We start from the raw sequence: 25,731 nt of genomic DNA, 5'->3' as shown, positions 1-25,731 counted from the left end.
CCTCCCCGGAGCGGGAAGCCGCCCACCGGGTCCCCGCCCACGACGTGACCGACCGCGAGACGCTCGAAGGCGCGCGTGGACTCGCCGACAGCCCCGGGACCGCACGTCCCGACGACTTCGCCCCACGGGTCGTGCACATCGTCCACACCGAGGGCCCACGCCCCTGCGCATCCCGGTCGGCGTCGACGCGTACGGATGCCTGGACGTCGTCCGGACAAGCAGCCCGCGAGGAGTACGCGGCGATGCGGGCCCTCGCCGGTGGTCCGCCGCCCGCGGTCTGACGGACCGTGCCGGGGCCGTGAGGCCCGGTCGGCGGGCCGGCGGGAGCCCTCTCCGTCCGTGGCAGGACGGCCACGGACTGGGCGCGGTCGTGCGGAGCGGAGGACATGCGCGGGGCTGTTGTCACCCGTGCGTTCCGCATAGGTGGAAGGTGACAGCGGCGACTGTCGGGGCTCTCGGGTGACGTGACAGCGTCGTGTCCGTCACCGACCGAGGGAGTGCGCAGTGAACAAGGGGTACGCGGTGTTCTGCGACGCCGACCGTCACTTCTACGACGCGCCGCACCGTCTGGTCTTCGCCGAGGGAGCGGGCGGCTCCCTCTACCGGGCGGCCACTCTCCCCGTACCCGACGGCTGGACGTCTCACCGTACGGGTGACTGGCTCGCCCTGCGCCCCCTGGACCACCCGCTCCCGTCCCAGGGCTGGAAGATCCACGTCTCGGCCTGTCTCGACGACGCGGAGGCGGTCCTCGCCACGGTCCGGGAGTACTGTCTGGGACAGGACGTGGCCTTCAAGTTCGTCCCCAGCCGGTACCTGCTGCACCAGCGCAACGCCAAGTACGCGGACCGCTCGGCGAGCGGCAAGTTCATCACCGTGTACCCGGCCGACGACGCGGAGTGCGAGCGCGTGGCGACCGATCTGGCGGGGCTGCTGGAGGGCCGATCGGGTCCGTACATCCTCAGCGATCTGCGCTGGGGCTCGGGTCCCGTGCACCTGCGGTACGGCAGCTTCACCCGCCGCCACTGCTACGACGAGCACGGGGAGCTGCGGCCGGCCGTCGAGGACGGGTCCGGCACGCTCGTGCCCGACCGGCGCGATCCCGTCTTCCACGTGCCCGCCTGGGTGACTCCGCCGGCCTTCCTGCGCCCGCACCTCGACGCGAGGGCCTCGGTGACCGTCCAGGACATGCCGTACGACATCGAGAAGGCCCTGCACTTCTCCAACGGCGGCGGAGTGTACGAGGCCCGGGACCGGCGGACGGGGCGGCGGGTCGTCCTGAAGGAGGCGCGGCCGTACGCCGGTCTCGCCGCCGACGGCGCGGACGCCGTGACGCGGCTGCACCGCGAACGCGAGGCGCTGGAACGGCTCTCGGGACTCGCCTGCACGCCGGAGGTCCTCGACAGCTTCACGGTGGGCGACCACCACTTCCTCGCGATGGAGTTCGTGGAGGGCAAGCCGCTCAACACCTTCTTCGCGCGGCGGCATCCGCTGATGGAGGCCGATCCGCCGGCGGAGCGGCTCGCCGAGTACACGGAGTGGGCGCTGCGGATCCACGGGCTCGTCGAGCGGGCCGTGGCCGCGGTGCACGCCCGCGGGATCGTCTTCAACGACCTGCATCTGTTCAACATCATGGTGTCCGAGGACGAGTCCTCGGTGGTGCTGCTGGACTTCGAGGCGGCCCAGCCCGCCTCGGAGGGCGGTCGCCAGACCGTCGCCAACCCGGCGTTCGTGGCGCCCGCCGACCGGCGTGGCTTCGATGTGGACCGGTACGCCCTCGCGTGCCTCCGGATCGCGCTGTTCATCCCGCTGACGAGTCTGCTCGCGGTGGACCGGGCCAAGGCCGCGCACCTGGCGGAGGCCGCCGCGGCGCGGTTCCCGCTGCCTCCCGGCTTCCTGGACGAGGCGGTTCGGGAGATCACGCGCGAGCCGGCCGGCGGCCGGCCCGGCGGGGGGCTGCGGGCGCCCGACCGTCCGGCGGGCCCCTCCCGGTTCCTGCCCACGGAGCCGGGAGACTGGCCGAACAGCCGTGACTCCATGGTGGGCGCGATCCTGGCGTCGGCGACGCCTGAGAGGGAGGATCGTTTCTTCCCCGGTGACATCGCGCAGTTCGCCACGGCCGGCGGGGGCATGACCGTCGGGCACGGCACCGCCGGAGTCCTCCACGCCCTGCACGAGAGCGGGGCCCCTCGATGTCCGGAGGCCGAGGACAGGCTCCTGCGGTATGCCAAGGAACCCGACTCCGGCACACCGCTCGGCTTCTACGACGGGCTCACCGGTGTCGCGTGGACCCTCGACCGGCTCGGGCACACGGCCGCCGCGCTCGACCTGGCCGCACTCGTCCTCGAACAGGACCACGAGGGCCTCGCCCCCGACCTGTACGGAGGGACGGCCGGGATCGGCCTCGCCCTGGACGCCCTGGCCACGGCCACCGGTGAGAGCGGCCTCCACGCGGCGGCCCTCCGATGCGCCGAGCTGTCCGCCCGTCCGCTCCGGGCGCCCGCCCGGACGGCGGGGGCGCCCGGCAAGGTGCGCACCGGGCTCCTGTACGGAGCCGCCGGACGGGCCCTGCTGTTCGTACGGCTCTACGAACGCACCCGGGACACCGCCCTGCTCGACCTCGCCGCCGAGGCGCTCCACGACGACCTCGGCCGCTGCGTCCGCGGCGTCTCCGGGACCCTGCAGGTCGACGAGGGCTGGCGCACGATGCCGTACCTCGGCGCGGGCAGCGTGGGCATCGGCATGGTGATCGACGACTACCTGATCCACCGGCGCGACGACGCCCTGGACCGGGCGCGCCACGAGATCGTGCGGGCGGCGCAGGCCACCTTCTACGCCCAGCCGGGTCTCTTCCGCGGCGTCGCCGGGATGGTGCTCCACCTCGCCCGTACGAACGTCGGCGGGCCCGGTACGACACCGGAGGACGTACGCCGCCAGGTCGGTTGCCTGAGCTGGCACGCCATGTCCTACCAGGGCCGGCTCGCCTTCCCCGGCGAGCAGATGATGCGCCTCTCCATGGACCTCTCCACCGGCACCGCGGGCGTCCTGCTCGCCCTCGCGGCGGCCCTGGGCGACCGCCCGGCCCACCTGCCGTTCCTTCCGCCGCTTCCGCGGCCCCACGAACCGGCCCCGTGACGGGGTCGCCCCGCACCACCCGTCCCCTTACGAAAGGAAACAATCATGAACCTGTTCGACCTTCAGTCGCTGGAGACCCCCAAGGACGAGGCCATCGGCGATGTCGAGACCGGCAGCCGCGCGAGCCTGCTGCTCTGCGGTGACAGCAGCCTCAGCATCACGACCTGTAACTGACCCGATCCGGCTTCCCGCACGGCGCCCCGAGCGCCGGTGAGGAGTCACGGGGCCCCGGGAGCGCCGCTCCCGGGGCCCCGGCCGTCGGGGCCGGACTCCGGCGGCCCGGCCCGGACGTCGCTCCCGGAGGGGAAGAGAGGGGATCGGATGGCCTCGCCGACCGGTTCCGACGGGCTGCTCCGCGGCGCCGTACGGCACACGGCGGGCACCACCGCGGCGCTGCTGCTCTGCTCGGTCGCCGGCGCGGCCTGCTCGCTCGCCGTACCCGCGCTCGCCGGCACGACCCTGGACCTGCTGCTGCGTCACCGGCCCGGGGCGGGGACGTGGCTGCTGTGGACCGCCGTACTGCTCGCGGCGGAAGTCCTCCTGGAGACCGGCTCGGTGCTCCTGACGCAGCTCGCCAACGCCCGCGCCACCGCCTGGATCCGGCTGCGGGCCCTGGCCGGTCTCCTCGGCACCGCGCCGCACCGGGCGGCGCCCCACTCGGGCGGCGACGTCGCCGCCCGGCTGTGCGTCAACGCCACGGACAGCGGCACCGCCCCGGCGGCTCTCGCGACCTCGGTGTCGTCCGTGCTCGTGCCGATCGGAGCACTCGTGGCCCTGGCGCTCATCCACCCCTGGACCGCCGCCGTCTTCGTGGCCGGTCTGCCGCTGCTCCTGCTGTTGCTCCGCGCGTTCGCCACCCAGTCCACCGACTCGGTCGGCCGCTACCAGCGGGCACAGGGCGCCGTCGCCGCCCGGCTGGCCGAGGCGCTCGCCGGCGCCCGTACCATCGCCGCCGCCGACACGGCACGGCACGAGGCGGAGCGCGTCCTCGCCCCGCTGTCGGACATGACCCGGCACGGCACGCGCATGTGGCTCGTCCACGGCCGCGCCGTGGCCCGGAGCGGTGTCCTGCTCCCCCTGCTCACCACCGCCGTCGTCGCGGTGGCGGGGGTCGGTCTCGCCGCGGGTGAGGTCAGCGTGGGCGAACTGCTCGCCGTCTCCCGGTACGCGGCGCTCGCCGCCGGGATCGGAGGCATCGCGGCGCCGCTCGGCACCCTCGTCCGAGCCCGCAGCGCGGGACGCCGCACCGCCGAACTCGCCGATCTGGCGCCGATGCCGCACGGCTCCGCCGCCCTGCCGGCCGACGCGCCCGGGAACCTGGAACTGCGGGGAGTGCGGGTGACGCGTGGCGGCGTCCCCCTGATCACGGACGTGACGCTCGCGATCGGCGGCGGGTCGACGGTCGCCGTCGTGGGCCGCTCCGGAGCGGGCAAGTCCACCCTGGCGGCCGTCGCGGGCAGGCTGACCGACCCCGACGCCGGGCGCGTCCTCCTGGACGGAGTCGACCTGGCCGAGCTGTCGCGCGCGGAGCTGCGCGGGGCGACCGCGTATGCCTTCGCGCGTCCCGTCTTCGACGGCGGCGCCACCCCCACGGTCGGTGCCGCGCTGGCCGCCGGGACCGGACCCGCCCGGGGCCCCGCCACGGCGGCGAGGGTCCGGGACGCCGCGACGGCGGCCTGCGCCGACACCTTCGTCCGACTGCTGCCGCTGGGCTACGAGACCCCGGTGGACGACGCCCCGCTCTCCGGCGGCGAGGCCCAACGCCTGGGGCTGGCAAGGGCGTTCACAGGCGGGGGCCGGCTGATGATCCTCGACGACGCGATGTCGAGCCTCGACACGGCCACCGAACGGCAGGTGGAGATCGCCCTCGGCACGCCCTCACGGGCGTGCACCAGGCTGATCGTGGCCCACCGGGTGTCCACCGCCGCCCGGGCCGACCTGGTGGTCTGGATGGAGGCGGGCCGCGTGCGGAGGTCCGGGCCGCACAGCCTGCTCTGGGAGGAACCGGAGTACCGCGCGGTGTTCACGGCGGAGGCCCCGCCGGCGGACGCCCGGCGGTCGTCCGCCGGGCCGGACGCCCTCCCGAGGTCCGTCGGCTCGGGCGCTCTGCCGTCGTCCGCCGGCTCCGGCGCCCTCCCGGGGACCGCCGACTCGGGCGCCCTGCCGTCGTCCGCCGTCTCCGGGACGGGAGCGGGCGAGTGACTCCCGCTCCGGGCCCGGGGCAGGCGCGGGAACCGGCGCCGCCGAAGGCGGCAGACCGTCCCGCACCGGCGGTCGCCTCCGGAGAGACGGACACGGCCCGGCGCGTCATGGCCTGGCTCCGGTCCCTCCTCCTGCGCCGCAAGGGCGTCCTGGTGAAACTGGCGGCCTGGTCGGCCGCCGAGTCCGCGCAGACGTTCCTCGGCGGCTACTGCGTGGCCCGCTCCCTCGACGACGGATTCCTGAGGGGCGCTCCCTCCACGGGGCTCCTCTGGCTGGCGGGGGCCGCCGTGGCCGTCCTGCTCGGCGCTCCCGTCGTCCGGGGGGTCTTCGCCCAGCTCCCCCACCTCACGGAACCGCTGCGCGACCAGCTCGTACGGGGGTCGGTGGTGCGCGCCCTGCGCACCGCGACCACCACCGGCGGAGGCGCGGACGCCACCGCGGTGTCCCGGCTGACGAGCCAGACCGAGATCGCCCGGGACAGCTTCGCCGGACTGGTGCTCGCCACCCGCTCCTTCGTCTTCGTCGGCGTGGGGGCCCTCGTCGGCCTGCTGTCGCTCGCCCCGCAGTTCCTCCTCGTCGTGCTCCCTCCCCTGGTCCTGGGCCTCGCCCTGTTCGCGGCCTCCCTGCGGCCCATGGCGCGGGCCCAGCACCGCTACCTCGACGCGGACGAGGTCGTCGGCCGGCGCGCCGAGATCACCCGTACCGCTCTGCGGGACACCGTGGCCTGCGGCGCCCAGGACGCGACCGCCGCGCGGAACCGCCGTGCCGTCGAGGAGGCGGCGGCCGCCCAGCGCGCCCTGGCCCGCTGGGCGGCCGTCCGCACGTTCTCCGTGGCGACGGCCGGACAGCTGCCGGTGCTCCTGCTCCTCGCCACGACACCGTGGCTCCTCCGCCAGGGCGTCACGGCCGGGGCGGTGGTGGGGGCGCTCACCTACGTCCTCCAGTCGCTGCTCCCCGCCCTGCACACGCTGATGACCGTCCTGGGCGCCGCGGGCGCGCGGCTCTTCGTCGTCCTCGACCGGCTCACCCGGCCGCTGCCCGCGGCCCCTCCCCCCGCCGCCGCGCCCGGCCCGCGCCGTGCGGGCCGGGCGACCACGGCGCTGGAGCTGCGCCACGTACGAGCCGCGTACGGCCCCGGGGCCCGCCCCGTCCTGGACGCGCTGGAGCTGACCGTCGAGCAGGGTGAGCACATCGCCGTGGTCGGCCCGAGCGGCATCGGCAAGTCGACCCTTCTGCACGTCGCCGCGGGCATGCTCGCACCCGATCAGGGTGACGTACGGCTCTTCGGCCGGGCGGTCGCGGCCTGCCCGCCCTCGGAGCTCACCGCCCTGCGCGTGCTCATCCCCCAGGAGGCATACGTCTTCACGGGCACCCTGCGGGACAACCTGCGGTACCTGCGGCCCGACGCCGACAGGTCCGCCGTCGACCGGGCCGTGGACGCGCTCGCCCTGGAGCCGCTCGTCGACCGGGTGGGCGGCCTCGACCGCACGCTGACGCCCGACGCCCTGTCCCTCGGCGAACGCCAGCTGATCGCGCTGGGGCGCGCTCACCTGGCCCCCGCCCCGCTGTTGCTGCTCGACGAGGCGACCTGCCACCTGGACCCCGTCGCGGAGGCCACGGCCGAGCACGCCCTCAGCGCCCGGCCGGGCACCCTGGTCGTGGTGGCCCACCGGTTGTCGTCGGCGCTCCGGGCGGACAGGATCCTCGTCCTCGACGGCACCCGGGCCGCGTACGGAACGCACGGGGAGCTACTCGTGCGTTCCGCTCTCTACCGCGACCTGGTGGGGCACTGGAGCGAGGTCCGGGGGTGAGCGGACCGCGTCCGCGGGGCGCCGCCGGGCAGGGCTCAGGTCCACCCGGCGCCCTGGGCGATCCGAATGGCGTCCACGCGGTTCCGGGCGCCGACCTTGCGGATGACGCTCGCCATGTAGTTGCGGACGGTGCCCTTGGTCAGGAAGAGCGTCGCGGCGATCTCGGCGACCGGCGCTCCGTCGGCGGCCAGCGAGAGAACGCTCAGCTCACGCCGGGTCAGGGGCATCTCCGCGGCCTGCAGGAACCCGACCGCGAGCGTGTCGTCGATGAAGCGCTCCCCCTTGGCCAGACGGTGCACGGCCTCCAGTAATCGACACTTCGGACCGTTCTTGTCGACGAAGCCGGTCGCCCCCGCGGCATGGGCCCGTCGCAGCACCCCCGGCCGCTGCCCGGGGACGAGCGCCAGCAGGGCCGAACGGCCCGCCGAGCCCTCTCCCGACGGTGGTACGGCAGCGACCGCGGGCCGCATCGCCGAGGGTGGCAGACACTCGGCGTCCGCCACGTACACGTCGGGCTCCGACATCCCCGACGCCGGGCCGTGCGGCCATCGGGGCAGCGAGGAGACCACCATGACCCCGCTCGACCGCAGCAGTTCCACCAGCGCGGTCCGCAGGAGCTGCGCCTCGTAGACCACCGTCACTCGTATCATTCCCACCCCTTCTGTCCTCCGTCGTGCCAGGGGTGCACGACGCGAGCAGCCACCCTCACCCCTCTGCCCTTGCCGCACCGCAGGGAACACAGCACCGGGTGCACAGGGGGCGCACTCCGGAGCGCCTCGGCCGGATCCGGTTCGTTCCCCCGAAGGGGACGCAGGTTGACGGCGTGGGATGCCGCCTGTGCCGAACCAGGAATGTCCAGATCGGACCCGTACGGCGCGCGGTGGCGGGAGTGCGCCCCGGGGCGCCCTGGGGGGGCGGGCGCGTAGCGACGAACCCGCGTGGGCCGGTGCCCCGTATCCGCCGTATAGGCGTTCGGTTAGGCTGACCTTGCCTGGCGAGCGGTGCGGGTCCGGGCGCCGCAGGTGGTATCCCAGAGGTCGGAACGGCAGAGGCGGGGCGCAGGTGAGAGACGGTGACCGGGCTTGCGCGCCCTGTGCGTCCGGTGAGATGGGACGCCCATGCGGGTGACGAGGGAGGCGGGCTTCGGCCCGGCGTCCAGGAGGAGGCGTCGTGGGTAAGGTCGCGCTCACGGCCGCAGCCCTGTACGTCATCGTCCTGCTCCGCGCCGGAGGGACGTTCGCCGTCGGATGGCTCGCCGGCGCCGGCGCCCGGCGCAGCAGATACGCCGGACGGATCTCTTCGGCGAAGTTCCAGCGCGCCGAACGGGCGATTCAGCGGTGGGGCGCGCCGGTGGTCGCCGTCTCCTTCCTGACCGTCGGGTTCCAGACCGCCGTCAACTTCCTCGCGGGCAGCATGCGCATGCCGTTGCCGCGCTACCTCCCCGCCCTGTTCGTGGGCGGAGCGGCCTGGGCGCTGATCTACGCGACGGTGGGGCACGGTGTGTTCGAAGTGCTGGGAAGGCTCTTCGCCGAGCGGACGGCGCTCGGGGTGTCCGCCGTGGCCGCCCTGCTCCTCGCGGTGTGCGGGGTGGTGGTGTATCGCAGAAGGAGGGCGGTCCCGTCCTCCGGTGACCCCGTGGCCGACGAAGCGTAGGCCCGCCCCCTCCCGTACCGTCCGTGGGGGCGGTGGAATGGCAGGTACGTTCGATGCATACGACAGAGCCGACGGAAGCCCGCGTCGACGAGGCGCGCACCGTCCTGGTCGCGCCTTCGGCGTTGCGGGACAACGGCTTGATCAGGGACTTCCTCGGGTCCGTCATCACGCCGGAGGAGCTTGCCGCCGGTTCGCACGACCTCGCGCGGAAGACCGTCTACCTGTGCGGTGACCTCTCCGGGATCGGCGACCGCCCGCTGGACGCGGCGGCCCGGGTGTTCGTCGTCCGGGAGCTGTCACACGGTTACCACGAGGACGTCGACAGGGCGTGGACCCTGGTCGGCCTCGGCCGGGTCCCCCTCCGCGTGCACGGCGTCGGCGTGTACTACCGCCGCTTCTTCGGCATCGACGCCGACTACTTCGGACGGATCCGCGCGGAGCACGCGTTCCAGTCCCTGACGGAGTCCACCAAGCCCGGGACGGCCCACCGCAGCGGGATCTACCTGACCCCCGTCACACGAAGCGGTGACGCTCTGCGTTTCCGGCTGCTCCGGTGCTCCACGAACCTCTCGGGGCCGACCGAGGGCTTCCGCCCCACCGACACCCACATCGTCGAGGCGCTGAACCGCGAGGCCGCCGCCGTCTTCCGGAACCAGGCACCGCTGAACCACGTCCTCGCCCAGATCTACCACAACACCCTAGCCACGCCCGAGCGCAAGCAGTCCAAGGCCAGGATCTCGGCCCACGCGGACAAGACCAAGGACATGCCCGTCAACGGCCTCATGGCCTTCTGCACCTTCTACGACCGGCTGGACAAGCTGCGGCCCCTGGCCGAAGACGCCTTCGACTACGGCGTGAAGGGGGCCAGCGGGCTGACGAGACTCCACTTCCGCCTCAAGGAGCCGGCCGCACGACACGACGGGGTCGCACTCCCCTCGCAGTTCACCGTCACGCTCCACCCCGGCTCCGTGTTCCTCGTGCCGCTGTCCACCAACCGCCTGTACACGCACGAGATCCGGCCCTCGGGGTTGGACGCCGCACTGCTCCCGACCCGCCTGGGATACGTGGTGCGCTGTTCGAGCACCGAGGCCGTCCACCAGAACGGCCACACGTTTCTCGACAGGGCCGGCGACCTGGTGCGACTGGGACCACCCACACCGTCCGGCATGGACGAGCTGCGCAGGCTGTACGCCGAGGAGAACAGGACCTCGTCCTTCATCGACTACGGCGACCGGTTCCTCTTCAGCATGAACACGGGAGACTACCTTGCGCCCCGGGTCTAGGATCTCGGACGCGATCCGCTCGTACGCCCTGCCGGCCGAGGAGAACCTCTTCGCGGAGCTGTCCGCTTCGGCTCACCTGGAGGACACGGGAAAGGGCCGGCGAGGTGCCGTGCTCACCAGGACGGACGAGGCGGGCGGGGTGCCTCTCGTCCGTACCACCACGCGATACGGCAGCCCGGCGCAGCCTTTCCGGGCGCTGCACGACCGGCTGGCGCGACGGATTCGGGAACGTGCGGCGCTTCCGGTCGGATTCGACAACGCGCTCGTCGAGCGGTACACGAACGCCTACAGAACCATGGGCGCCCATTCCGACCAGGCCCTCGATCTGGCCGACGAGTCGTTCATCGCCGTCTTCTCCTGCTATCGACACCCCGAAGCGGGCCCGCCCAGGAAGCTGATCTTCGAGTCGAAGGAATCCGGCGGCGAGACGTTCGAGATCCCCCTCGCCCACCACGGTGTCGTCGTGTTCTCCGTCGAATCCAATCGACGACTCAGGCACAGAATCGTTCTGGACGCGCCCGCCCAGGCGGCGGACAACGAATGGCTGGGTGTGACGTTCCGGACGTCGAAGACCCTCCTTCGGTTTCGGAACGGCCAGGCCTTCCTTCCGCAGGGTGCGCGCCTCGTGCCGGCGGACGACGAGCAGAGGCAGGAGTTCTACCGGATGCGGCGGCGTGAGAACCACGAGACGGACTTCGTCTACCCGCCGCTGGCGTACACCGTCAGCGAGAGCGACCTGATGCCGCCCGCCCGGCCTGGGCACTAGAGACCGACGCGCGTCACGACGCTGGTCATATGACCTATTCGCAGCGCCGAGGCCTCCTCTCACACTGGTTCCGGGGGCTCTCGGGCCGCACGGCCTCGCGGATCGGCTCCCTCACACCACCCGAACCGAGGAGCCCTGTGCACACCGTCCGCAGCGCGGCGTCCGTTCCCGTCGCCGACCGCCCCGAGTGGTGGCAGCAAGGGGTACGGCACTGGTTGGCTCCGCTCCGGGTCCTCCCCGTCGGGACGCGCTCCTGCGCCGGGCTGCTCCGGGCCGATGACCTCGGTTACGTCCGCATGGTGTCGATCGAGGCCGAACCGATGCGGATCAGCAGGACGCCCCGGCTGGTGGCGACCGCGCCCGACGACCGACTCGTCCTCGCCGTGCAGACGCGCGGGACCGCCGCGCTCCACCAGGACGGGCAGAGCGTCCTCGTCGAGCAGGGCGAGCTGGCGCTGCTCGACCTCCGCCGCTCCTTCGCGCTGGAGCAGCGGGCGGAGTTCCGCACGCTCCTCCTCCGCGTCCCCCGATCGGGGCTCGGCGCGTCGGAGAGGCGGGCGGACCGGGTCACGGGCAGGGCCTTCGCGACGACCGGTGGCGTCGGGGCGGTCCTCGGACCGTTCGTCACCGGCCTCGAGGCCTGCGTCGCCGGCGCGTCCCCGGCGGTCCGGGACGGCTTGGGCGGCCATCTCGCCGACCTGATCGCCACCTGGATCGAGGAGGCGACCGAGGACCCGGGCACGGGCAGGATCCAGCACTTCCCACACCTCCAGCACCCCCAGCACCCCCAGCACCCCCAGCACCGGGACCCTCGCCCGCACCGGAGCCACCTGCTCGCGCGCATACGTGGGTTCATCGACGAGCGTCTTCGCGACCCCGGGCTCTCGCCCTCCGTCATCGCCGAGAGCCATCGCATCTCCCTTCGTTCCCTGCACCACCTCTTCGAGGCCGAGGAGACGACCGTGTGCCGGCTGATCAAGCGCAGGCGCCTGGAGGAGTGCGCACGGGAGCTCGCCCGGCGCGGCGACGGCCGCACCCTCAGCGCCGTGGCGCAGGGTTGGGGCTTCCGGAGTCCGGCTCATTTCAGCCGCTCCTTCAAGGAGGCGTACGGACACGCTCCCCGCCACGTCCGTCCCGACGGCCCCGCGGTCGCGGGGCGCTCCTCCTCGGGCTGATCACCGGAGCGCACGTTCCAGGCGTGCCCCGTCGGGTGACCCGGACCGTTCGTGCCGGGAACGGCTCCACGGCCCCGATGCCCGTGCGTGCACTGTCGATGCCCTACACCGCAGGGACGGGGCGTCGGCCGGGAAACACCTGGTCCGGCCCGGTTTCCCGTACCTAGACTGCAGCCCGAGCGGTCACGCAGGAGGGTTTCGATGACGACGACGACGTGGGGAACCTCGGCACTTCCACTGGCGGATCGGGCCGACGCTCTGCGTCAGACCATCAGGGAGCAGCTCGTGCCGGTCGAGTTGGTGCTCCCACGGCGCGCGGACGACGTCTTCGCCGACGTGGCGATCACCAACCTGGGCTCCATGCAGGTCAGTTCGGTCAAGGCGAACCCGGCGAGGGTGCACCGCACACCTCGGCTCGCGGACGCGGACGACTGGGAGGAGGTGCTGTTCGTCAGTCTCCAGGTCTCCGGCGAGAGTTCGGTGATCCAGGACGGGCGGCACGCCGTCCTGAGACCGGGTGAGATCGCTGTCTACGACACCCGGCGTCCGTACACCCTGCTCTTCGACCGGGGTGTCGACATGCACTTCTTCCGGATCCCGCTGAGCGACCTCGCCCTGCCCGACGCGGCCGTCGGCGAGGTCACGGCCCGCACGCTGGGCGCCGAGGGCACCGTCCCGGGGCTCACCGCCGGGTACCTCGCTCAGCTGGCCGCCCATCCCCACCTGCGCACGGGGCCGGCCTCGGAGTTCCTCGCCTCGCCCAGCACGGAACTCGTCCGCGCCGCCATCGCGGCGGAGGCCGACCGCCCCACGCTCGCGGCGGGTCCGCTCCACGAGACGCTCGGCGTCCGCATCCTCGCGTACATGCGCACCCACCTCGCCGACCCCGGGCTCTCCCCGGCGTCGGTCGCCAGGGCCAACCACATATCCGTGCGCTACCTGTACGCGATCCTGGCGCGTGGCGGCGTCGGCTTCGGCGAGTGGGTGCGCACGCACCGCCTGGAAGCCTGCCGCAGAGAGCTCGCCCGTCGTCCGCCGAGCACGGACACCATCTCGACCATCGCCCGCCGGTGGGGATTCAAGTCGACGTCGCACTTCAGCCGCGCCTTCAAGAACGCGTTCGGCGTCTCCCCGCAGGCCTGGCGCGACGCCCACGTCCCCACTGTCCGCCCTTCCTCCGAGGCCGACAGCCGCCCGCGTCCCTGACCGGACAGGGCCCGTCCGACTCCGCGCGGACCCGCGCCCCTGACCGCACCGGGCGAAGCCGTGGGCGTCGGCGGAACCGACGAGTGTGCCGTGCGTGCACACGGCATGCCCAGCACGGCACAGCTGCGATCGTCGCGCGGTTCTCCTCACCTCGCCCTCGAACACGCTGGCAATAATCAGTGGTTCGCGCCTATGTGGAGGAAATCTCCCTGCGACCAGGGGACATGAGGGGGCTGTCGTGTCGTTGTCCGGTGGGAGGGGTCTGGTGGGCCGGGAACGCGAGACAGGGCTGTTGGGACGCGCTCTCGACGAGGTCCGCGGCGACGCCGGCGGCGCCGCGGTCCTGCTTCGGGGGGAGGCGGGGATCGGCAAGACCGCCCTGCTGGACTGGACGGAGGCGCGTGCGCGTGAGCGTGGCTTCGCCGTCCTGCGGGCCGTCGGCGCCGAAGCCGAGGCCGAACTGCCCTTCGGGGCGCTCCACCAGGTCCTGTGGCCGCTGCTCGAACGGTCCCGGTCACTCGCACGCCGTCAGCGCGAGGCCCTGGAGAGCGCCCTCGGGCTCCGCGACGGGATGCCCCCCGGTGGTTTCATGGTCGGCGCCGCCGCCCTCGCGCTGCTCGCGGAGGCGGCGCGTGCCCGGACACTGCTGCTGCTGGTGGACGATCTGCACTGGGTGGACTCCTCCAGCACCGCGGTCTTCGCCTTCCTGCACCGCAGGGTCGGCGAACTCCCGCTGGCGATCGTCAGCACGACCCGGCCCGACGGCGCCGCGGTCGACGGCTGGCCCGCGCCCCCGGTGGATGTGGAGGCACTGGGGCACGCGCAGGCCGACGCGCTGCTGCGGCGGTCGCATCCACGCCTTGCGGCCGTGACGGCCGACCGGGTCCTGTCGGAGGCCGGGGGCAACCCGTTGGCTCTGGTGGAGCTGCCGCTCCAGCTGCACCAGGACCACGTCCGGGGCATCGTCCCGCTGCCGGACCGGCTCCCGCTGGGTGAGCGTCTGGAGCGGATGTTCGCCGACCGGCTCGCCTCGCTCTCCGGCGAGGCCGCCCGTGTGCTGCTGCTGACCGCGCTCGGCGGCGGCGCGGCGACGCGGAACATCGGGACGTGGCTGCGGGCGGTGGCGGGCGAGGACTCCGAGGAGGTGCTCGAAGACATCGCGGGCAGCGGCCTGGCCCGCCTCGACGGCGCGGGCGGACTCGCGTTCCGCCACCCCCTGGTCCGCAGCGCCGTCGTCTCCATGGCCTCGGGGACGGAGCAGCGGGCGGCACACCGGGCCCTCGCGGACGGTCTGCCCGCGGACGATCCACGCCGGCTGGTCCACGAGGCGTCCGCCGCGCTCCTCCCCGACGAGGGGCTGGCCGGCCGGCTGGAAGCGGCCGGGCAGCGGATCGCGCGGCGCGGCGGTGACGCGGAGGGGGGGCTGCTCCTGGACCGCGCCGCCGCGCTCAGTACCGACCCGGACGCCCGCGCCCGGCGGCTGACCTGGGCCGCCGTCACGGCGGCCCGGAGCGGGCAGCTGCGGTACACCGCGCGGCTCGTCGAGGAGCTGAAGCGCGGTCCGGTGCCGCCCGACATCGCCCCGTTGTTCGCGTACGCGGTCGTGTACGTGGACCAGAGCCACCGGGTCGACTTCTCCTCCTCCGTCGCCCTGCTGCCCGAGGCGCTCGACGCGCTGGCGGCGCGGGACACCGAGGCGTTCGGCGGGCTGGCCGAGCAGGTGTACTTCAAGCTGCTGCTCGCCGCCACGTACACCGACGACCTCCGGGCCTGGCGTGCCCTGGAGCGGCATCGGGCGCACGTCTCCCCGCTGGCCCGGCTCTGTCATCGCGCCTGGTCCGACCCGGCCCGTACGGCGCACGGGGTGTCCGAGGAGCTGTGGGCACTGGTCGAGGGGATGAGCGCGGAGCAGGAGGCCGGCGGCGGCTGGCTGCTGCTGTGGACCGCGTCCGCCGTCGACGTCGCGCACGGGGAGCTGTGGCGGCGCTTCACCGGCCAGCACGCGTACGCGACGCAGGGCTCGATCGCGAAGGCCAGGAGCTACCAGGACTACCTGCACGGGCGCTGGGACACGGCCGAGGACTGTCTGCGGGAGGCGGAGGCGGCCGACGAGCTCGGCTACCACTGCAACGCGCTGATGTTCCGGCTCTACTACGCGCACTTCCTCGCCGGGCGTGGGGACGAAGCGGGTCTGGAGGAGGCCGAGCGGCTCGTCCGGCCCGCGGCGCAGCGGGCCAGAATGCGGTTCGTCACCGGCCGGCTCACGCACCTGCGGGGGCTCGTGGCCCTGGCCCACGGGCGGTACGAGGAAGCGTGGTCGTACGTCTCGACGCTCACCCCGCCGGGCGTCCTGCCGCGTGGTCTGCCCTGGTTCCACCTGCTGTTCCTCGACGTCGTGGAGGCCGCCTCGCACACCGGTCGACGGCGGGACGCCGAGGCGCACCTGGCCGCCGGGCGTGCGGCGCGGATGACGGAGATCTCCCCGCACCACGCCTTCCTCTTCACCGCCGCCGTCGCCCTGGCCGCCCCGGACGAGGAGGCGGAGTCCAGGTTCCGGGAGGCGTACGCCGTGCCCGGGTCCGAACAGTGGGTCTTCGAACTGGCCCGGCTGCGGCTCGCGCACGGTTCCTGGTTGCGGCGCCGACGCCGCGCGGAGGCCCGGGACGTGCTGGGCGAGGCTCGCCGTACGTTCCGGGAACTGCGGGCCGTGCCGTGGGTGGAACGCTGCGAGCAGGAGCTGCGGGCGGCCGGCCATCCCGTGGGGCCGGCGGCGAGTGGGCCCGGGCTGCTGACCGGGCAGGAGTCGCGGATCGCCGAACTCGCGGCGACGGGTCTCTCGAACAAGGCGATCGGCGCCCGTCTGCGGCTGTCTCCGCGTACGGTCGCCGCCCATCTGTACAAGATCTTCCCCAAGTTGGGGATCACGTCCAGGGCGGCCCTCGCGCAGGCCCTGCGCGGCGGTGAAGGACGACCGGAGGGCTGAACGTCGGGCGGGAACGTCGGGCGGGGGTGGTGGGTGCGTGCCCGTAGGTGGGCACCCACCACCCCGACCGGGTCCCGCTCCGGTGTCAGTCGGCGAAGCGCCGCACGAAGGTGAGCGCGGTGTCGGCGACCTCGCGCCAGCCGTTGTCGATGGTCAGCGCGTGTCCGCGGCCCTTCATCTCCACGATCTCGGTGACCGCGCCCTCGTTGCGCTCCTGCTTCCTGAAGGAGGCGTGGGCGATCGCCCATGGCACGGTGTTGTCCTTCTCGCCCGAGATGACAAGCAGCGGGCCGCGTTCCGGGTTGAGGGTGTCGACCTTCACCTCGGTCCACGGGTTGACGTTCGCCACGGCCGCCTGGAACAGCGGCTCACCGGGGGCGGGAACGGCGAACTCCTCGTACAGCTCCCTGGCCTCCACCTCGCTGACCGCGTTCGCGAAGGAGTAGCGGAACTGGTCGTACGTGAGGGGTACCGCCCGGTGGTAGTTGGCCGGGTTGCCCAGGACCACGCTCGCCGCGCGCAGCGAGGAGATCGGCAGCGGAAGGACACCCCGGAACGGAGCGGGATCGATGGCCACCGACGCGGCCGCGAGGCCTCGACCGGCGATCATCTGCGTGATGAGGCCTCCGAAGGAGTGCCCGACGACGACCGGCTTCCGGTCCAGACGTCCGATCAGATCGGCGAAGTGGTCGGCGACCTGACCCACGCTCTTGCCCGCGAGGACCTCGGGGTGGGCGTTGGCCTCGGCCACGGTCTCCGGATCGTCGGGCCAGCCCGGCGTCAGGGGCGCGAAGCCGGCGTCCTCGAAGACCCGCGCCCACCGCTCCCAGCTGCTGGGGAGCAGCCAGAGGCCGTGGACGAAGACCACAGGGGTACGGTCTCCCTGGTTGATGCGCTCGATGCTCTCGAGGTCGGCCGATGCGCTCATGACTCGTGTCCTTACTGGGGAGGGCGGGGCGGACGTGGGAGGGGCCGGACGGGGTCCCCGGCCGGACCTCTCGGGGATTCTCAGGACCGGTCGGCGGGGACGGAGCGGGCAGCCGAACGGATGAGCTCGGCGACCGCGCCGGGGCGGCTCCGCAGGGGCAGGTGCGAGGTGGGTACCTCCACCGTGCGCGAGCCCGCGCGCTTCGCCTGGAAGCGCTGCAGCTCCGGCACGATCCCCCGGTCCCGCGTGGCGACGAGGTTCCAGGACGGGATCGTCCGCCAGGCCGCCGCCGTGGCCCGGTCCCCGAACGCGGCGGCGCTCACCGGCCTTTGCACGGCCTCCAGTTCCCGGGCCGTGGAGGCCGGGACGTCCTGGCAGAAGACCGGGTGGAACCGGTCCGCGCGGATGTACAGATCGAGGCCGGGCGCTCCGTCGGGTCCCGGCGCGGGCACGGCCGTCAGCGCGGGGTCCAGCAGGGAGCCGGGGAAGCGCGCCGACAGCTCCCCCAGGACCTCGCCCACGTCCGGCACGAAGGCCGCGACGTAGACCAGGGCCTTGACGTTCGCGGCACCGGCCGCCGCTTCCGTGACCACCGCGCCTCCGTAGGAGTGCCCGGCCAGGACGACCGGCCCCGGAATCGTCGCGAGGACGGACCGTACCTGGGCCGCGTCGATCGCCAGTCCGCGCAACGGGTTGGCGACCGAGCGCACGGCGTACCCCCACCGCCGCAGGTGCTCGGTCACCGGCCCCCAGCTCGAACCGTCCGCGAACGCTCCGTGGACGAGGACGATCGTCGGCTTCTCCGTGTGGTGCCGGCCGGTCGCGCTGTCCGCCGCCAGGGCGGGCGCGGCGGGCAGCCCCATGGTGGCGGCACCCGCCGCCACCGCGGCTCCCGCGGCCACGATGCCGCGGCGGCTCACCGGATGGGATTCGGTCATGTCGTCGTTCTCCTCGGGCTGGTGGGATTGGCCCTCACGCTAGGAAGGCGTCGCCCCGCGCGGGATGACGGGCCGTGCAAGAAGGTGTCCCGACGACGCACGTCTACCGCGCGGGAGTCGGGTCGTGGTCGCCGTGCCGGAGGCGGTGCCAGTGGCTGGGTGAGATCCCGTAGACGGCGCGGAACTGGCGGCTGAAGTGGGCGGAGCTGGTGAATCCCCAGCGTTTGGCGACCGCGGACACCGACACCGAGGGGACCCCCGTCCTGCCCAGTTCGCGGCGGCACTCCTCCAGTCGACGCCGCTGGATCCACCGGCTGAGCGTCGTGCCCTCGTGGACGAAGACCTTGTGTACGTAGCGGACCGACACATGGTGGTGGGCGGCGATCGTCTCCGGGCGGAGGGACCGGTCGCCCAGGTTCTGGTTGACGAAGACGCGGACGCGGTGCGCCATGTCGAGGCGGGCGGCGTTCTGGTCCGTCTCCCCGGTGCCCGTACGTGCCGGGGCGGTCAGCTCCGAGGACAGGGCGCCGAGCAGGTCGGCGACGGTGCCGGCGAGCCCGTAGGCGACAGAGCCCCGGGACGTGGTGACGAGGTCCGCGACGGTCTTCAGGAGCGGCGCGAGGAGGGGGACGACCCCTTCGCCGGTCCGCGGGTGGACGCCCCACAGCACGTCCGTGCGTGCGGCGGGCAGCCCCAGGAAGTCCCGGGGGATCCTGAGGAGATGAAGACGGAAGTCGTCGAGCTCCGTCACCGCGAACGGGGCGGCCATGTCGAGGACGAGGACGTCGCCCGGCGCGCAGGGAAGCGTACGGCCGTGGGTGGTGATCCGAGCCGTGCCCGCGGTGTGGATGCCGACCCCGATGATGTCGTGGGCGTCGCCGGCCTCGTACGGAAGGGTGGTACGGGAAGCAGGACGGGAAGTCGAGAGCACGGACGACGGGCCCACGAGGCGCTGCGGGGCGCCTTCGGTGGTGGTGACCCGGAGGGCTCCCCAGCGGTGGGACGTGCTTCTGCCGCTGAAGGACAGTCCGGTGGGGAGGTGGAGTTCCTCGCGCGGGTGGGACCGTCGGTCGGCGACGGGCACGGTGGTGGACGCCGGGCTCATGAAACCCCCTGGTGCGACGTGTCGTTCGGCGGAGCGCCGGCTGACGTTGGCAGCCGGGAGAGCCCCGGGACAGGTGTCCCGGACCGCACGTTCGAGTCTGCTCACCCACCTACACGGAGGGTTAGGTCATCTGACTGCGCCCCGGGATGCGTCGCTTCCGCGCCGTCCGGGCGGAGACGACAGACAGCCGTGGCGCCCCCGGACCCAGGGGACACCACGGCTGCCTCACCGGTGGGAGTGCTTACTTGGGCATGAGGACGGTGTCGACGATGTAGACGGTGGCGTTGGCGGTGGGAACGTTGCCGCAGACGACCTTGGAGGATTCGTTGACGGTGTACGCCTCACCCGAGCCCTTCGTGGTGACCGTGCCCGTCTGCAGGGTCTCGAAGGAGCCGTTCTCCAGCTGCTTCGGGGTGAGCTTCTGGCCGACGACGTGGTAGGTGAGGATCTTGGTCAGGGTGGCCTTGTCGGCCAGCACCTTGTCCAGGTCGGCCTTCGGGATCTTCGCGAAGGCCTCGTTGGTCGGGGCGAACACGGTGATGTCCTTGGCGTTGTTGAGGGTGTCCACCAGGCCGGCCTGCTTGACGGCGGCCACCAGGGTGGACAGCGCCGGGTTGTTCGAGGCGGCCGTGGCGACGGGGTCCTGCGCCATGCCGTCGAAGGAGCCGGCGCCGTCCTTCGGCACGGAGGCACAGGCCGGGCCGAAGGGGCCGTCCGCGGCCATGTCGGCACCGGTGGAGGGCGTGCTCTCCTTCGTCGCGGATTCCGAGGCCGCGGAACCGGCCTCGGCCTTGGTGTCCGAGCCGGAGTCGGAACAGGCGGCCAGCGAGAGGGGCAGCACCGCGGCGGCGGCCACGGCTACGGCGGCGCGACGGAGGCGAAGGGCGTTCATGGTGGAGATCTCCTTGGAAACGGGGGATGAAAGGGTTCGTTCGGTAGGTGGTCAGTCGGCGGTGACCACGACGGAGTGCCATCCACTGGCGCCGTCGGGCACGGTCCGCGTGCGTCGTTCGGTCTGGGTCTCGCCGGTGCGGTCGGTGGCACGGACGGTGAGCGTGTGCGTCCCGGGGGCGGCCTGCCAGGGAAAGGACCACTGGCGCCAGGTGTCGCGGGTGGCCTCGGGGGCGAGTTCGGCGTCCTGCCACGGGCCGTCGTCGACGCGGATCTCGACGCGGTCGATGCCGCGGTGCTGCGCCCAGGCGACTCCGGCGACCCTCACGGTTCCGGTCCTGGGGCGCCCGAACGGCTTGGGGGTGTCGATGCGGGCCTGGGTTTTGACGGGTGCCTCGCGGGCCCACTTCCGCTTCACCCAGTAGGGGTCGTAGGCGTCGAAGGTGGTGAGCTCGATGTCCTCGATCCACTTGCAGGCGGAGACGTAACCGTAGAGGCCGGGGACGAGCATGCGGACCGGGAAGCCGTGCTCGAAGGGGAGCGGCTCGCCGTTCATGCCGACGGCGAGCAGCGCGTCGCGGCCGTCCATGACGTCCTCCACCGGAGATCCCAGCGTCATGCCGTCCACGGAACGTGCCACCAGCTGATCCGCCGGACCGCCTCGGGACGGGGGACGCACACCGGCCTCGGCGAGCAGCTCGGCCAGGCGTACGCCGAGCCAGCGGGCGTTCCCGACGTACGGCCCGCCGACCTCGTTGGACACGCAGGTCAGGGTGATGTCCCGCTCGATCAGCTCACGCCGCAGCAGGTCGTCGAAGGACAGCCGCAGTTCCCGCCGTACTCCCTCGCCATGGATCCGCAGTGACCACTCCCCGGTGCTCACCTGGGGAACCACGAGGGCGGTGTCGACGCGGTAGAAGTCCCTGTTCGGCGTGGTGAACGGGCTGACGCCCGGAACCCGCAGCGCCGCGCCGGCGGGAACCGGCGGCGCCGGTGAGGCAGGCCGGGTCAGCACCACGGCCGCCCTCGAAGCGACGGCGTCCCGCGCCCGCGACGAGTTCAGCGCCCGTCCGACCCCGCCCGCCACGGTTCCGCCGACAGCGGCCGCTCCGGTCGCCACCAGGAAACGCCGCCGATTCCACGCCCGTCCCACGTCGGCGTCCCGGCTCTCCGCCGGCGCCGTGAGCAGGCCGGCCAGGACGTACAGGAGTACGCCTCCGATCAGGCCACCGGCAAGGGACGGCACCGCGTCGGAGAAGGACTCCGAGTCCGGCCGCTCCAGAGCCGCGGCGGCACCGACCACACCGAACAGCGCCACTCCCGCCGCGGCGATCCGTCGCCACCGGAGGGAGAGCACGCCCAGTGCCATGGCCAGCAGAGCGATCACCACAAGGATCCCGGCCCGCAGGACGAGCTTGTCGTTCGTCCCGAAGTTCCGGATCGCCCAGTCCTTCACCGCGGCGGGCGTACGGTCGATCGCCGCGCCTCCGACCGCCGTCAGCGGACCGGACTCGGGCCTCACCCACGCGGACACCAGCTCCGCCGCGGCCAGGGCGACGTAGCCGGAGACCAGGCCCGCGAGGGCCGCCCACAGCGCGCGTACGAGAACGGTCCTGTTGTTGCTCACGAGGGGACTTCGGTGCCGCGCCCGTGGCGGATGGGTGACTCACCCCACCCAGTGAGAATCCGCCGGGAGGTTGACGACTCGCGCCCGGTGCGCGACGACCGATGTCCGCGCCGCGCCCGTACGCGCCCCCTGCCCGCGGGCCTCCCCGTCCACGCCGAACCGGTATCCGCCCCCTTCCCGAGGGGCCTCCATGTCAGCGCCGCCTGAGATGCTCCTGCGTATGAAGCGGGAGATCGTGCCGGACCTCGTCCAGATCACCGGGGTGCGGGAGGTCACCCCCGGGCTCCGGCGTCAGCTCGTCGACTGCTGGATCGCCGTCACGAACTCGGGTGGTGCCGCGGGGTTCCCTTTCCCGCCCGTCCGCGACGGCGAGGTCACACCGGTCGCGGACGAGCTCCTCGCCGGTCTCCACCCGGCGCGCAGCCGACTCGTCGTCGCCACCTGCGGTGAGGCTCTTGCCGGATGGGTCGTCCTGAAGCTCGATCCCTTTCGACTCGTGGCGCACTGGGGCACGGTCCATCACCTGCAGACCCACCCCGGCTTCCGTAACCGGGGCGTCGGATCCGCGCTCATGCGGGAGTTGCGGAGGATCGCGCGTGACGAGCTCGGGCTCGAACAGCTCCGGCTCGCGGCCCGGGGCGAGGAGGGGCTGGAGGAGTTCTACGGCCGCCTCGGTTGGCGTGAGGTCGGCCGGTGGCCAGGAGCCCTGCGCTTCACGCCCGACGACACGCGGGACGAAGTCCTGATGCTTCTCGATCCGCTCTGACCGACAGCCCGGGCCTCAGTCGGCCGCCTCGACGTCAGCCCGCGCCGTCGTAGACACGGACCACGGGCGGCGTGGCTCGGCCGTCGCGCGGGGGCTCTCGTGGAGCGTCCCACGGGCCAGGCTCCGGTGGTCCGCTGGGTGAAGGGGCCGGTTCGCCAGGGGGCGCCAGCCGACGCGGGTCCTTGCGGGCCACGGGCCCCTGGTCGAAAGCGACGCCGTGTCCCGCGTGGACGAGGGCGAGCACGAACTCGGCGATGACCGGCGGCCGAACCCCGTCGGCCGGGCCCTGTGGAAGGAGAGGGAGCGCTACCGGACGGCACGACCGAGCGCGGGCTCGCAGTGCTCCTCAGGAAGCGTCACGAGACCGTCTACCGCCTGGACCGTGTGACAGGCTTCCTGCACCAGTTCAAGCAGCAGCCGTGACCGACCCCAGAAACGGAACAGTGCGCCCATGACCGACGAGAACAGCCACGCCACCGAGGTACGGGACCGATGGGCCCGGCCGGAGAACGCCCCCGCCCTCGACGGCATCCGCGCCGCGCTCGCCGACGGCGGCGACTGGCGCGCCCTCGTGCGCGAGTGGACGCTGCCCTGGGAGACCGAGCACGACCTGGCCGGCATCCCGCTCGCGGGCGTGGGTCTCGGCGGCGTGGACCTGACGGGCGTCATCCTCAGCTACGCCGACCTGAGCGGCTGCGACCTGAGCGGCTGCGACCTCACCGACGCGTTCCTGACGGGCACCGACCTGCGCGACGCCACGCTGGTGAACGCCACCCTCACCCGCGTCAACGCCGGGCTCTGCGACCTCAGCGGCGCCGACCTGAGCGGCGCGACCGCGGACGACGCCGTGTTCTCCCGAGCCCGCCTCGTCGGCACCCGCCTTGCCGGCGCCTCTCTGCGCCGGGTGAAGTTCGTCGCGGCCGAACTCGGCGACGCGGACTTCTCGGGCGCGGACCTGTCGGACGCCGTCGTGGTCGCGGCCAGGACGGCGGGCATCATCCTGGACGGCGCACACCTGGAGGGGACCCGCCTCGGCTCGCCGCGCCGGTGAGTGCTCGAGTCCTGGCGCTTCGGTCGCCCGACGGTCGAGAGACCCTCACGGCGACTGAACGCACTCGCATCACTTGAACGCACTCGCATCACTCCGGCTCTGGGCAAGACCGATGTGAGGACGGACCCCGCACCCGGGTGCTCGGTCCGGCCGTGCGCACGTCCAGAGGGACGCCGCCGATGCGGTAGCCCTGTTCGTCGAGGAGATGGCCGCTGAGCTTCAGCGGCCACAGTGCCACGGCCCGGTCGGTGATCTCCAGACCGGGTACGCGCTGGGCGAGCCGTACCTCGAAGCGCTGCACGTCGGTGAGGGACTTCACCCAGGCGATGATGAGGACGTTGTTCCGGCCGGTGACGCCGGCGCACAGCCGGACCTCCCGGGCGCCGGTGACTCCGCGCGAGACGCGTTCCAGCTCTGCCGCGGCCGCCCGCCCCCATTGGATCACCGTGACCGGCCACTCCGACAGGGGGCGTGCGACCTCGCAGCGGGTGTGGAGCATGCCGGCGGACCGTGTCCGGGCTCGCCCCCCAGGCGTCGGCGAGCGCTCGGTAGGTGGCGCGGCCGTTCATGGAAAGGGCGGCGATGAGGGCGTGGTCCAGGTCGGTCGGCGGGAAGACGGGTGCCTCGGCGCGGGCGGGCTACACCACCGCCTTCCTCACCGCCGCCGCGGTGATGGTCACCGCGGGCGCCCTCGCCCTGACGACCATCCGGCCGGAGCGCGACGCCCACCGCCTCGGCCTCGATCACGCCGTGGCGGGGGCCACCCCGAGGGAGAGGAAGATCCCCGGAAGACCAGGGCACCGATGAGGCCGAAGGACAGCACTCGGTGCTGGTAGCGCGGGGCACCTTGAAGTACGCGAAGGTCACGGCGAGGACGAAGAGGTCGGGGAGCCGGGTGAGCCGAGTCCCGCCAGCAACGCCTCCGCATGAGACGCACCGCTCTCCTCCACCACCTCAGCCATCGTCTGAGGCGACCGCACCGGGGCGAACCGGACCTCTCCGTCGCGGTGGAGGATTCCGTACACTCCCGGCCTGGGCAGGCTGTTGTACGCCCAGGGAGCAGAGAAGTAGTAGGCCCCTGTGTCGTGCAGGACCACCAGGTCGCCTTCCGAGAGTTCCGGCAGCAGGCGTTCATGTGCCACCACGTCCCCGGCGAAACAGAGCGGGCCCGCGACGTCCTGCGGCACGGCGGAGGTCGTCTTCGGCAGACCGTCCGGCCCGTGGGCTGTGATCCTCACCGGCCAGGCGTCGGGCATGAATACGGTACGGGCGGCCACCTGCGCTCCGGCGTGAGTAACCGCGATCCTCCGGCCCCCGGCTTCCTTGACGTACTCGACCATCGCCGCGGTGAAGCCGTTCTTGGCGAGGAGCGACCGGCCGAATTCCGTGACCAGCTGGTAGCGGCCGTCCAGCAGGGCCGGTTCGGTGTCGGTGAGGGTCCGGACGTAGTCCTGGTGTGTCGGCGTGATCGTTTCGTCGGAGAAGTTGACCGGCAGCCCTCCGCCCAGGTCCAGGCTGGTGATCTGACGTCGGCCCACGTACTCGTCTATCTCCTCGGCGAGTCGGTGCAGCGCGGCGAGGCCCTTCGCGATCAGTGGCAGCGGGCAGCCCTGCGAGCCGACGTGCGCGTGGAGACGGGTGAGCCAGGGGCGCCGCAGGAAGGCCTCGAGTACGCGTGCGCGGGCCCCGGGGTCGTCCAGGGCGACCCCGAACTTGGAATGCGGGGTCGCCGTGCTCATCGCCGCGATGGTGCCGCCCCCGAGCTGCGGGTTGACGCGAAGGCCGATCACGGACCGGGAACCGCTGGGCCGCAGGGTGTCGATGCGATCGAGTTCGGCGAGGTTGTCCGCGTTCAGCGCGATGCCCAGGGTGAGCGCCTCCCGGATCTCGGCGCGGGTCTTGGCCGGGGAGTCCAGGACGATGCGCTCGGGTGCGAACCCCGCGGCCAGTGCCAGCCGGGTCTCCCCCGGGCTCGCCACTTCACAGCCCATTCCGGCGTCTGCGAGCAGCCGCAGCACCGGAACGAGCGGACACGCCTTGACCGCGAAGGCGTGCAGGACGTCCGGTACATGGGCGAAGGCCTCATGGAGCGCGGTGACGCTGTCACGGACGCCCTGGACGTCGATGAAGCCGACGACGGGGTGATCCTGTCCCAGGACTCCTTCGAGAGTCGCCCGTCTCAGTACGGTCTGGATCTTCTCTTGGTGCAGCACG

Annotated in this window: 23 protein-coding genes; 15 read left to right on the top strand and 8 right to left on the bottom strand. The window is 73.0% G+C overall.

The genetic code is table 11. The annotated features are described in order from the left end of the window. Positions 1 to 44 precede the first annotated feature (44 nt). The 5 genes from ACRRSS_RS13630 to ACRRSS_RS13610 all read left to right on the top strand — a co-directional run bounded on the left by ACRRSS_RS13630 (position 45) and on the right by ACRRSS_RS13610 (position 7,145). Positions 45 to 281, top strand: a complete 237-nt coding sequence (locus tag ACRRSS_RS13630) for a hypothetical protein (protein WP_435971464.1) — start codon at positions 45 to 47, stop codon at positions 279 to 281. A gap of 223 nt (positions 282 to 504) precedes the next feature. Beyond that, entirely contained in the window at positions 505 to 3,132 is a 2,628-nt protein-coding gene (gene lanKC, locus ACRRSS_RS13625) for a class III lanthionine synthetase LanKC (protein ID WP_435971463.1), read from the top strand. 45 nt (positions 3,133 to 3,177) lie between these two features. After that, positions 3,178 to 3,306 carry a SapB/AmfS family lanthipeptide gene (locus ACRRSS_RS13620; RefSeq protein ID WP_030325150.1) on the top strand — a complete coding sequence of 43 codons (129 nt, stop codon included), beginning with the start codon at positions 3,178 to 3,180 and terminating at the stop codon, positions 3,304 to 3,306. A gap of 147 nt (positions 3,307 to 3,453) precedes the next feature. After that, positions 3,454 to 5,334 carry an ABC transporter ATP-binding protein gene (locus ACRRSS_RS13615; protein WP_435971462.1) on the top strand — a complete coding sequence of 627 codons (1,881 nt, stop codon included), beginning with the start codon at positions 3,454 to 3,456 and terminating at the stop codon, positions 5,332 to 5,334. Then, positions 5,331 to 7,145 (top strand): ATP-binding cassette domain-containing protein, encoded by a 1,815-nt coding sequence (locus tag ACRRSS_RS13610; RefSeq protein ID WP_435971461.1) that lies wholly within the window; start codon positions 5,331 to 5,333, stop codon positions 7,143 to 7,145. The genes ACRRSS_RS13615 and ACRRSS_RS13610 overlap by 4 nt, the downstream gene beginning before the upstream one ends. A 35-nt stretch (positions 7,146 to 7,180) precedes the next feature. On the opposite strand, the gene ACRRSS_RS13605 is transcribed toward ACRRSS_RS13610, so the two are convergent. After that, a complete protein-coding gene (locus tag ACRRSS_RS13605; protein ID WP_435971460.1) occupies positions 7,181 to 7,795 on the bottom strand; it encodes a helix-turn-helix transcriptional regulator in 615 nt (204 codons plus the stop codon). 520 nt (positions 7,796 to 8,315) lie between these two features. Here ACRRSS_RS13605 and ACRRSS_RS13600 point away from each other — a divergent pair. The 6 genes from ACRRSS_RS13600 (at position 8,316) to ACRRSS_RS13575 (ending at position 16,211) form a co-directional block, all read left to right on the top strand. Beyond that, the gene (locus tag ACRRSS_RS13600) at positions 8,316 to 8,798 is read left to right on the top strand and encodes a DedA family protein (RefSeq protein WP_435971459.1); all 483 of its coding nucleotides are present in this window, start codon (positions 8,316 to 8,318) and stop codon (positions 8,796 to 8,798) included. Positions 8,799 to 8,851: 53 nt separating this feature from the next. Beyond that, complete coding sequence (locus ACRRSS_RS13595) at positions 8,852 to 10,081, top strand: hypothetical protein (RefSeq protein ID WP_435971458.1); 1,230 nt, start codon at positions 8,852 to 8,854, stop codon at positions 10,079 to 10,081. Beyond that, positions 10,065 to 10,847 (top strand): alpha-ketoglutarate-dependent dioxygenase AlkB, encoded by a 783-nt coding sequence (locus ACRRSS_RS13590; protein ID WP_435971457.1) that lies wholly within the window; start codon positions 10,065 to 10,067, stop codon positions 10,845 to 10,847. Before ACRRSS_RS13595 ends, ACRRSS_RS13590 begins: the two co-directional genes overlap by 17 nt. 137 nt (positions 10,848 to 10,984) lie before the next feature. Further along, positions 10,985 to 12,022, top strand: a complete 1,038-nt coding sequence (locus tag ACRRSS_RS13585) for a helix-turn-helix domain-containing protein (protein WP_435971456.1) — start codon at positions 10,985 to 10,987, stop codon at positions 12,020 to 12,022. 201 nt (positions 12,023 to 12,223) lie between these two features. Continuing rightward, complete coding sequence (locus tag ACRRSS_RS13580; RefSeq protein WP_435971455.1) at positions 12,224 to 13,228, top strand: helix-turn-helix domain-containing protein; 1,005 nt, start codon at positions 12,224 to 12,226, stop codon at positions 13,226 to 13,228. Positions 13,229 to 13,466: 238 nt separating this feature from the next. Further along, entirely contained in the window at positions 13,467 to 16,211 is a 2,745-nt protein-coding gene (locus ACRRSS_RS13575) for an ATP-binding protein (RefSeq protein ID WP_435971454.1), read from the top strand. Between the two features lie 85 nt (positions 16,212 to 16,296). Here the strand turns inward: ACRRSS_RS13575 and ACRRSS_RS13570 are convergent, their stop codons facing one another. From ACRRSS_RS13570 to ACRRSS_RS13550, 5 genes are all read right to left on the bottom strand, one after another. Next, positions 16,297 to 17,139 carry an alpha/beta hydrolase gene (locus tag ACRRSS_RS13570; protein ID WP_435971453.1) on the bottom strand — a complete coding sequence of 281 codons (843 nt, stop codon included), beginning with the start codon at positions 17,137 to 17,139 and terminating at the stop codon, positions 16,297 to 16,299. An 80-nt stretch (positions 17,140 to 17,219) separates the two neighbouring features. Then, positions 17,220 to 18,077, bottom strand: a complete 858-nt coding sequence (locus ACRRSS_RS13565) for an alpha/beta hydrolase (protein ID WP_435971452.1) — start codon at positions 18,075 to 18,077, stop codon at positions 17,220 to 17,222. Between the two features lie 103 nt (positions 18,078 to 18,180). Then, on the bottom strand, positions 18,181 to 19,182 hold the full coding sequence (locus ACRRSS_RS13560) for a helix-turn-helix domain-containing protein (protein WP_435971451.1): 1,002 nt from the start codon (positions 19,180 to 19,182) through the stop codon (positions 18,181 to 18,183). Between the two features lie 241 nt (positions 19,183 to 19,423). After that, positions 19,424 to 20,074 (bottom strand): fasciclin domain-containing protein, encoded by a 651-nt coding sequence (locus ACRRSS_RS13555; protein ID WP_435971450.1) that lies wholly within the window; start codon positions 20,072 to 20,074, stop codon positions 19,424 to 19,426. Between the two features lie 51 nt (positions 20,075 to 20,125). Then, positions 20,126 to 21,700 (bottom strand): molybdopterin-dependent oxidoreductase, encoded by a 1,575-nt coding sequence (locus tag ACRRSS_RS13550; protein ID WP_435971449.1) that lies wholly within the window; start codon positions 21,698 to 21,700, stop codon positions 20,126 to 20,128. A 190-nt stretch (positions 21,701 to 21,890) separates the two neighbouring features. Here ACRRSS_RS13550 and ACRRSS_RS13545 point away from each other — a divergent pair, with 190 nt between their 5' ends. The 3 genes from ACRRSS_RS13545 to ACRRSS_RS13535 all read left to right on the top strand — a co-directional run bounded on the left by ACRRSS_RS13545 (position 21,891) and on the right by ACRRSS_RS13535 (position 23,517). After that, positions 21,891 to 22,466 (top strand): N-acetyltransferase family protein, encoded by a 576-nt coding sequence (locus tag ACRRSS_RS13545; protein WP_435971448.1) that lies wholly within the window; start codon positions 21,891 to 21,893, stop codon positions 22,464 to 22,466. A gap of 288 nt (positions 22,467 to 22,754) precedes the next feature. Next, positions 22,755 to 22,889, top strand: coding sequence for a polymorphic toxin type 28 domain-containing protein (locus ACRRSS_RS13540; protein ID WP_435971447.1), 135 nt, complete (start codon positions 22,755 to 22,757; stop codon positions 22,887 to 22,889). Between the two features lie 28 nt (positions 22,890 to 22,917). Beyond that, positions 22,918 to 23,517, top strand: a complete 600-nt coding sequence (locus tag ACRRSS_RS13535) for a pentapeptide repeat-containing protein (protein ID WP_435971446.1) — start codon at positions 22,918 to 22,920, stop codon at positions 23,515 to 23,517. 88 nt (positions 23,518 to 23,605) lie between these two features. Here the strand turns inward: ACRRSS_RS13535 and ACRRSS_RS13530 are convergent, their stop codons facing one another. Next, positions 23,606 to 24,016 (bottom strand): Lrp/AsnC ligand binding domain-containing protein, encoded by a 411-nt coding sequence (locus ACRRSS_RS13530; protein WP_435971445.1) that lies wholly within the window; start codon positions 24,014 to 24,016, stop codon positions 23,606 to 23,608. 83 nt (positions 24,017 to 24,099) lie between these two features. Here ACRRSS_RS13530 and ACRRSS_RS13525 point away from each other — a divergent pair, with 83 nt between their 5' ends. Then, positions 24,100 to 24,324, top strand: coding sequence for a hypothetical protein (locus ACRRSS_RS13525; protein WP_435971444.1), 225 nt, complete (start codon positions 24,100 to 24,102; stop codon positions 24,322 to 24,324). 56 nt (positions 24,325 to 24,380) lie between these two features. Here the strand turns inward: ACRRSS_RS13525 and ACRRSS_RS13520 are convergent, their stop codons facing one another. Then, on the bottom strand, positions 24,381 to 25,730 hold the full coding sequence (locus tag ACRRSS_RS13520) for a diaminopimelate decarboxylase (protein ID WP_435971443.1): 1,350 nt from the start codon (positions 25,728 to 25,730) through the stop codon (positions 24,381 to 24,383). Between the last annotated feature and the right edge of the window lies 1 nt (position 25,731).

The organism is Streptomyces sp. Qhu_M48, assembly GCF_051305195.1.
GTDB lineage: Bacteria > Actinomycetota > Actinomycetes > Streptomycetales > Streptomycetaceae > Streptomyces.
This window is presented reverse-complemented; position numbering and strand designations above follow the sequence as displayed.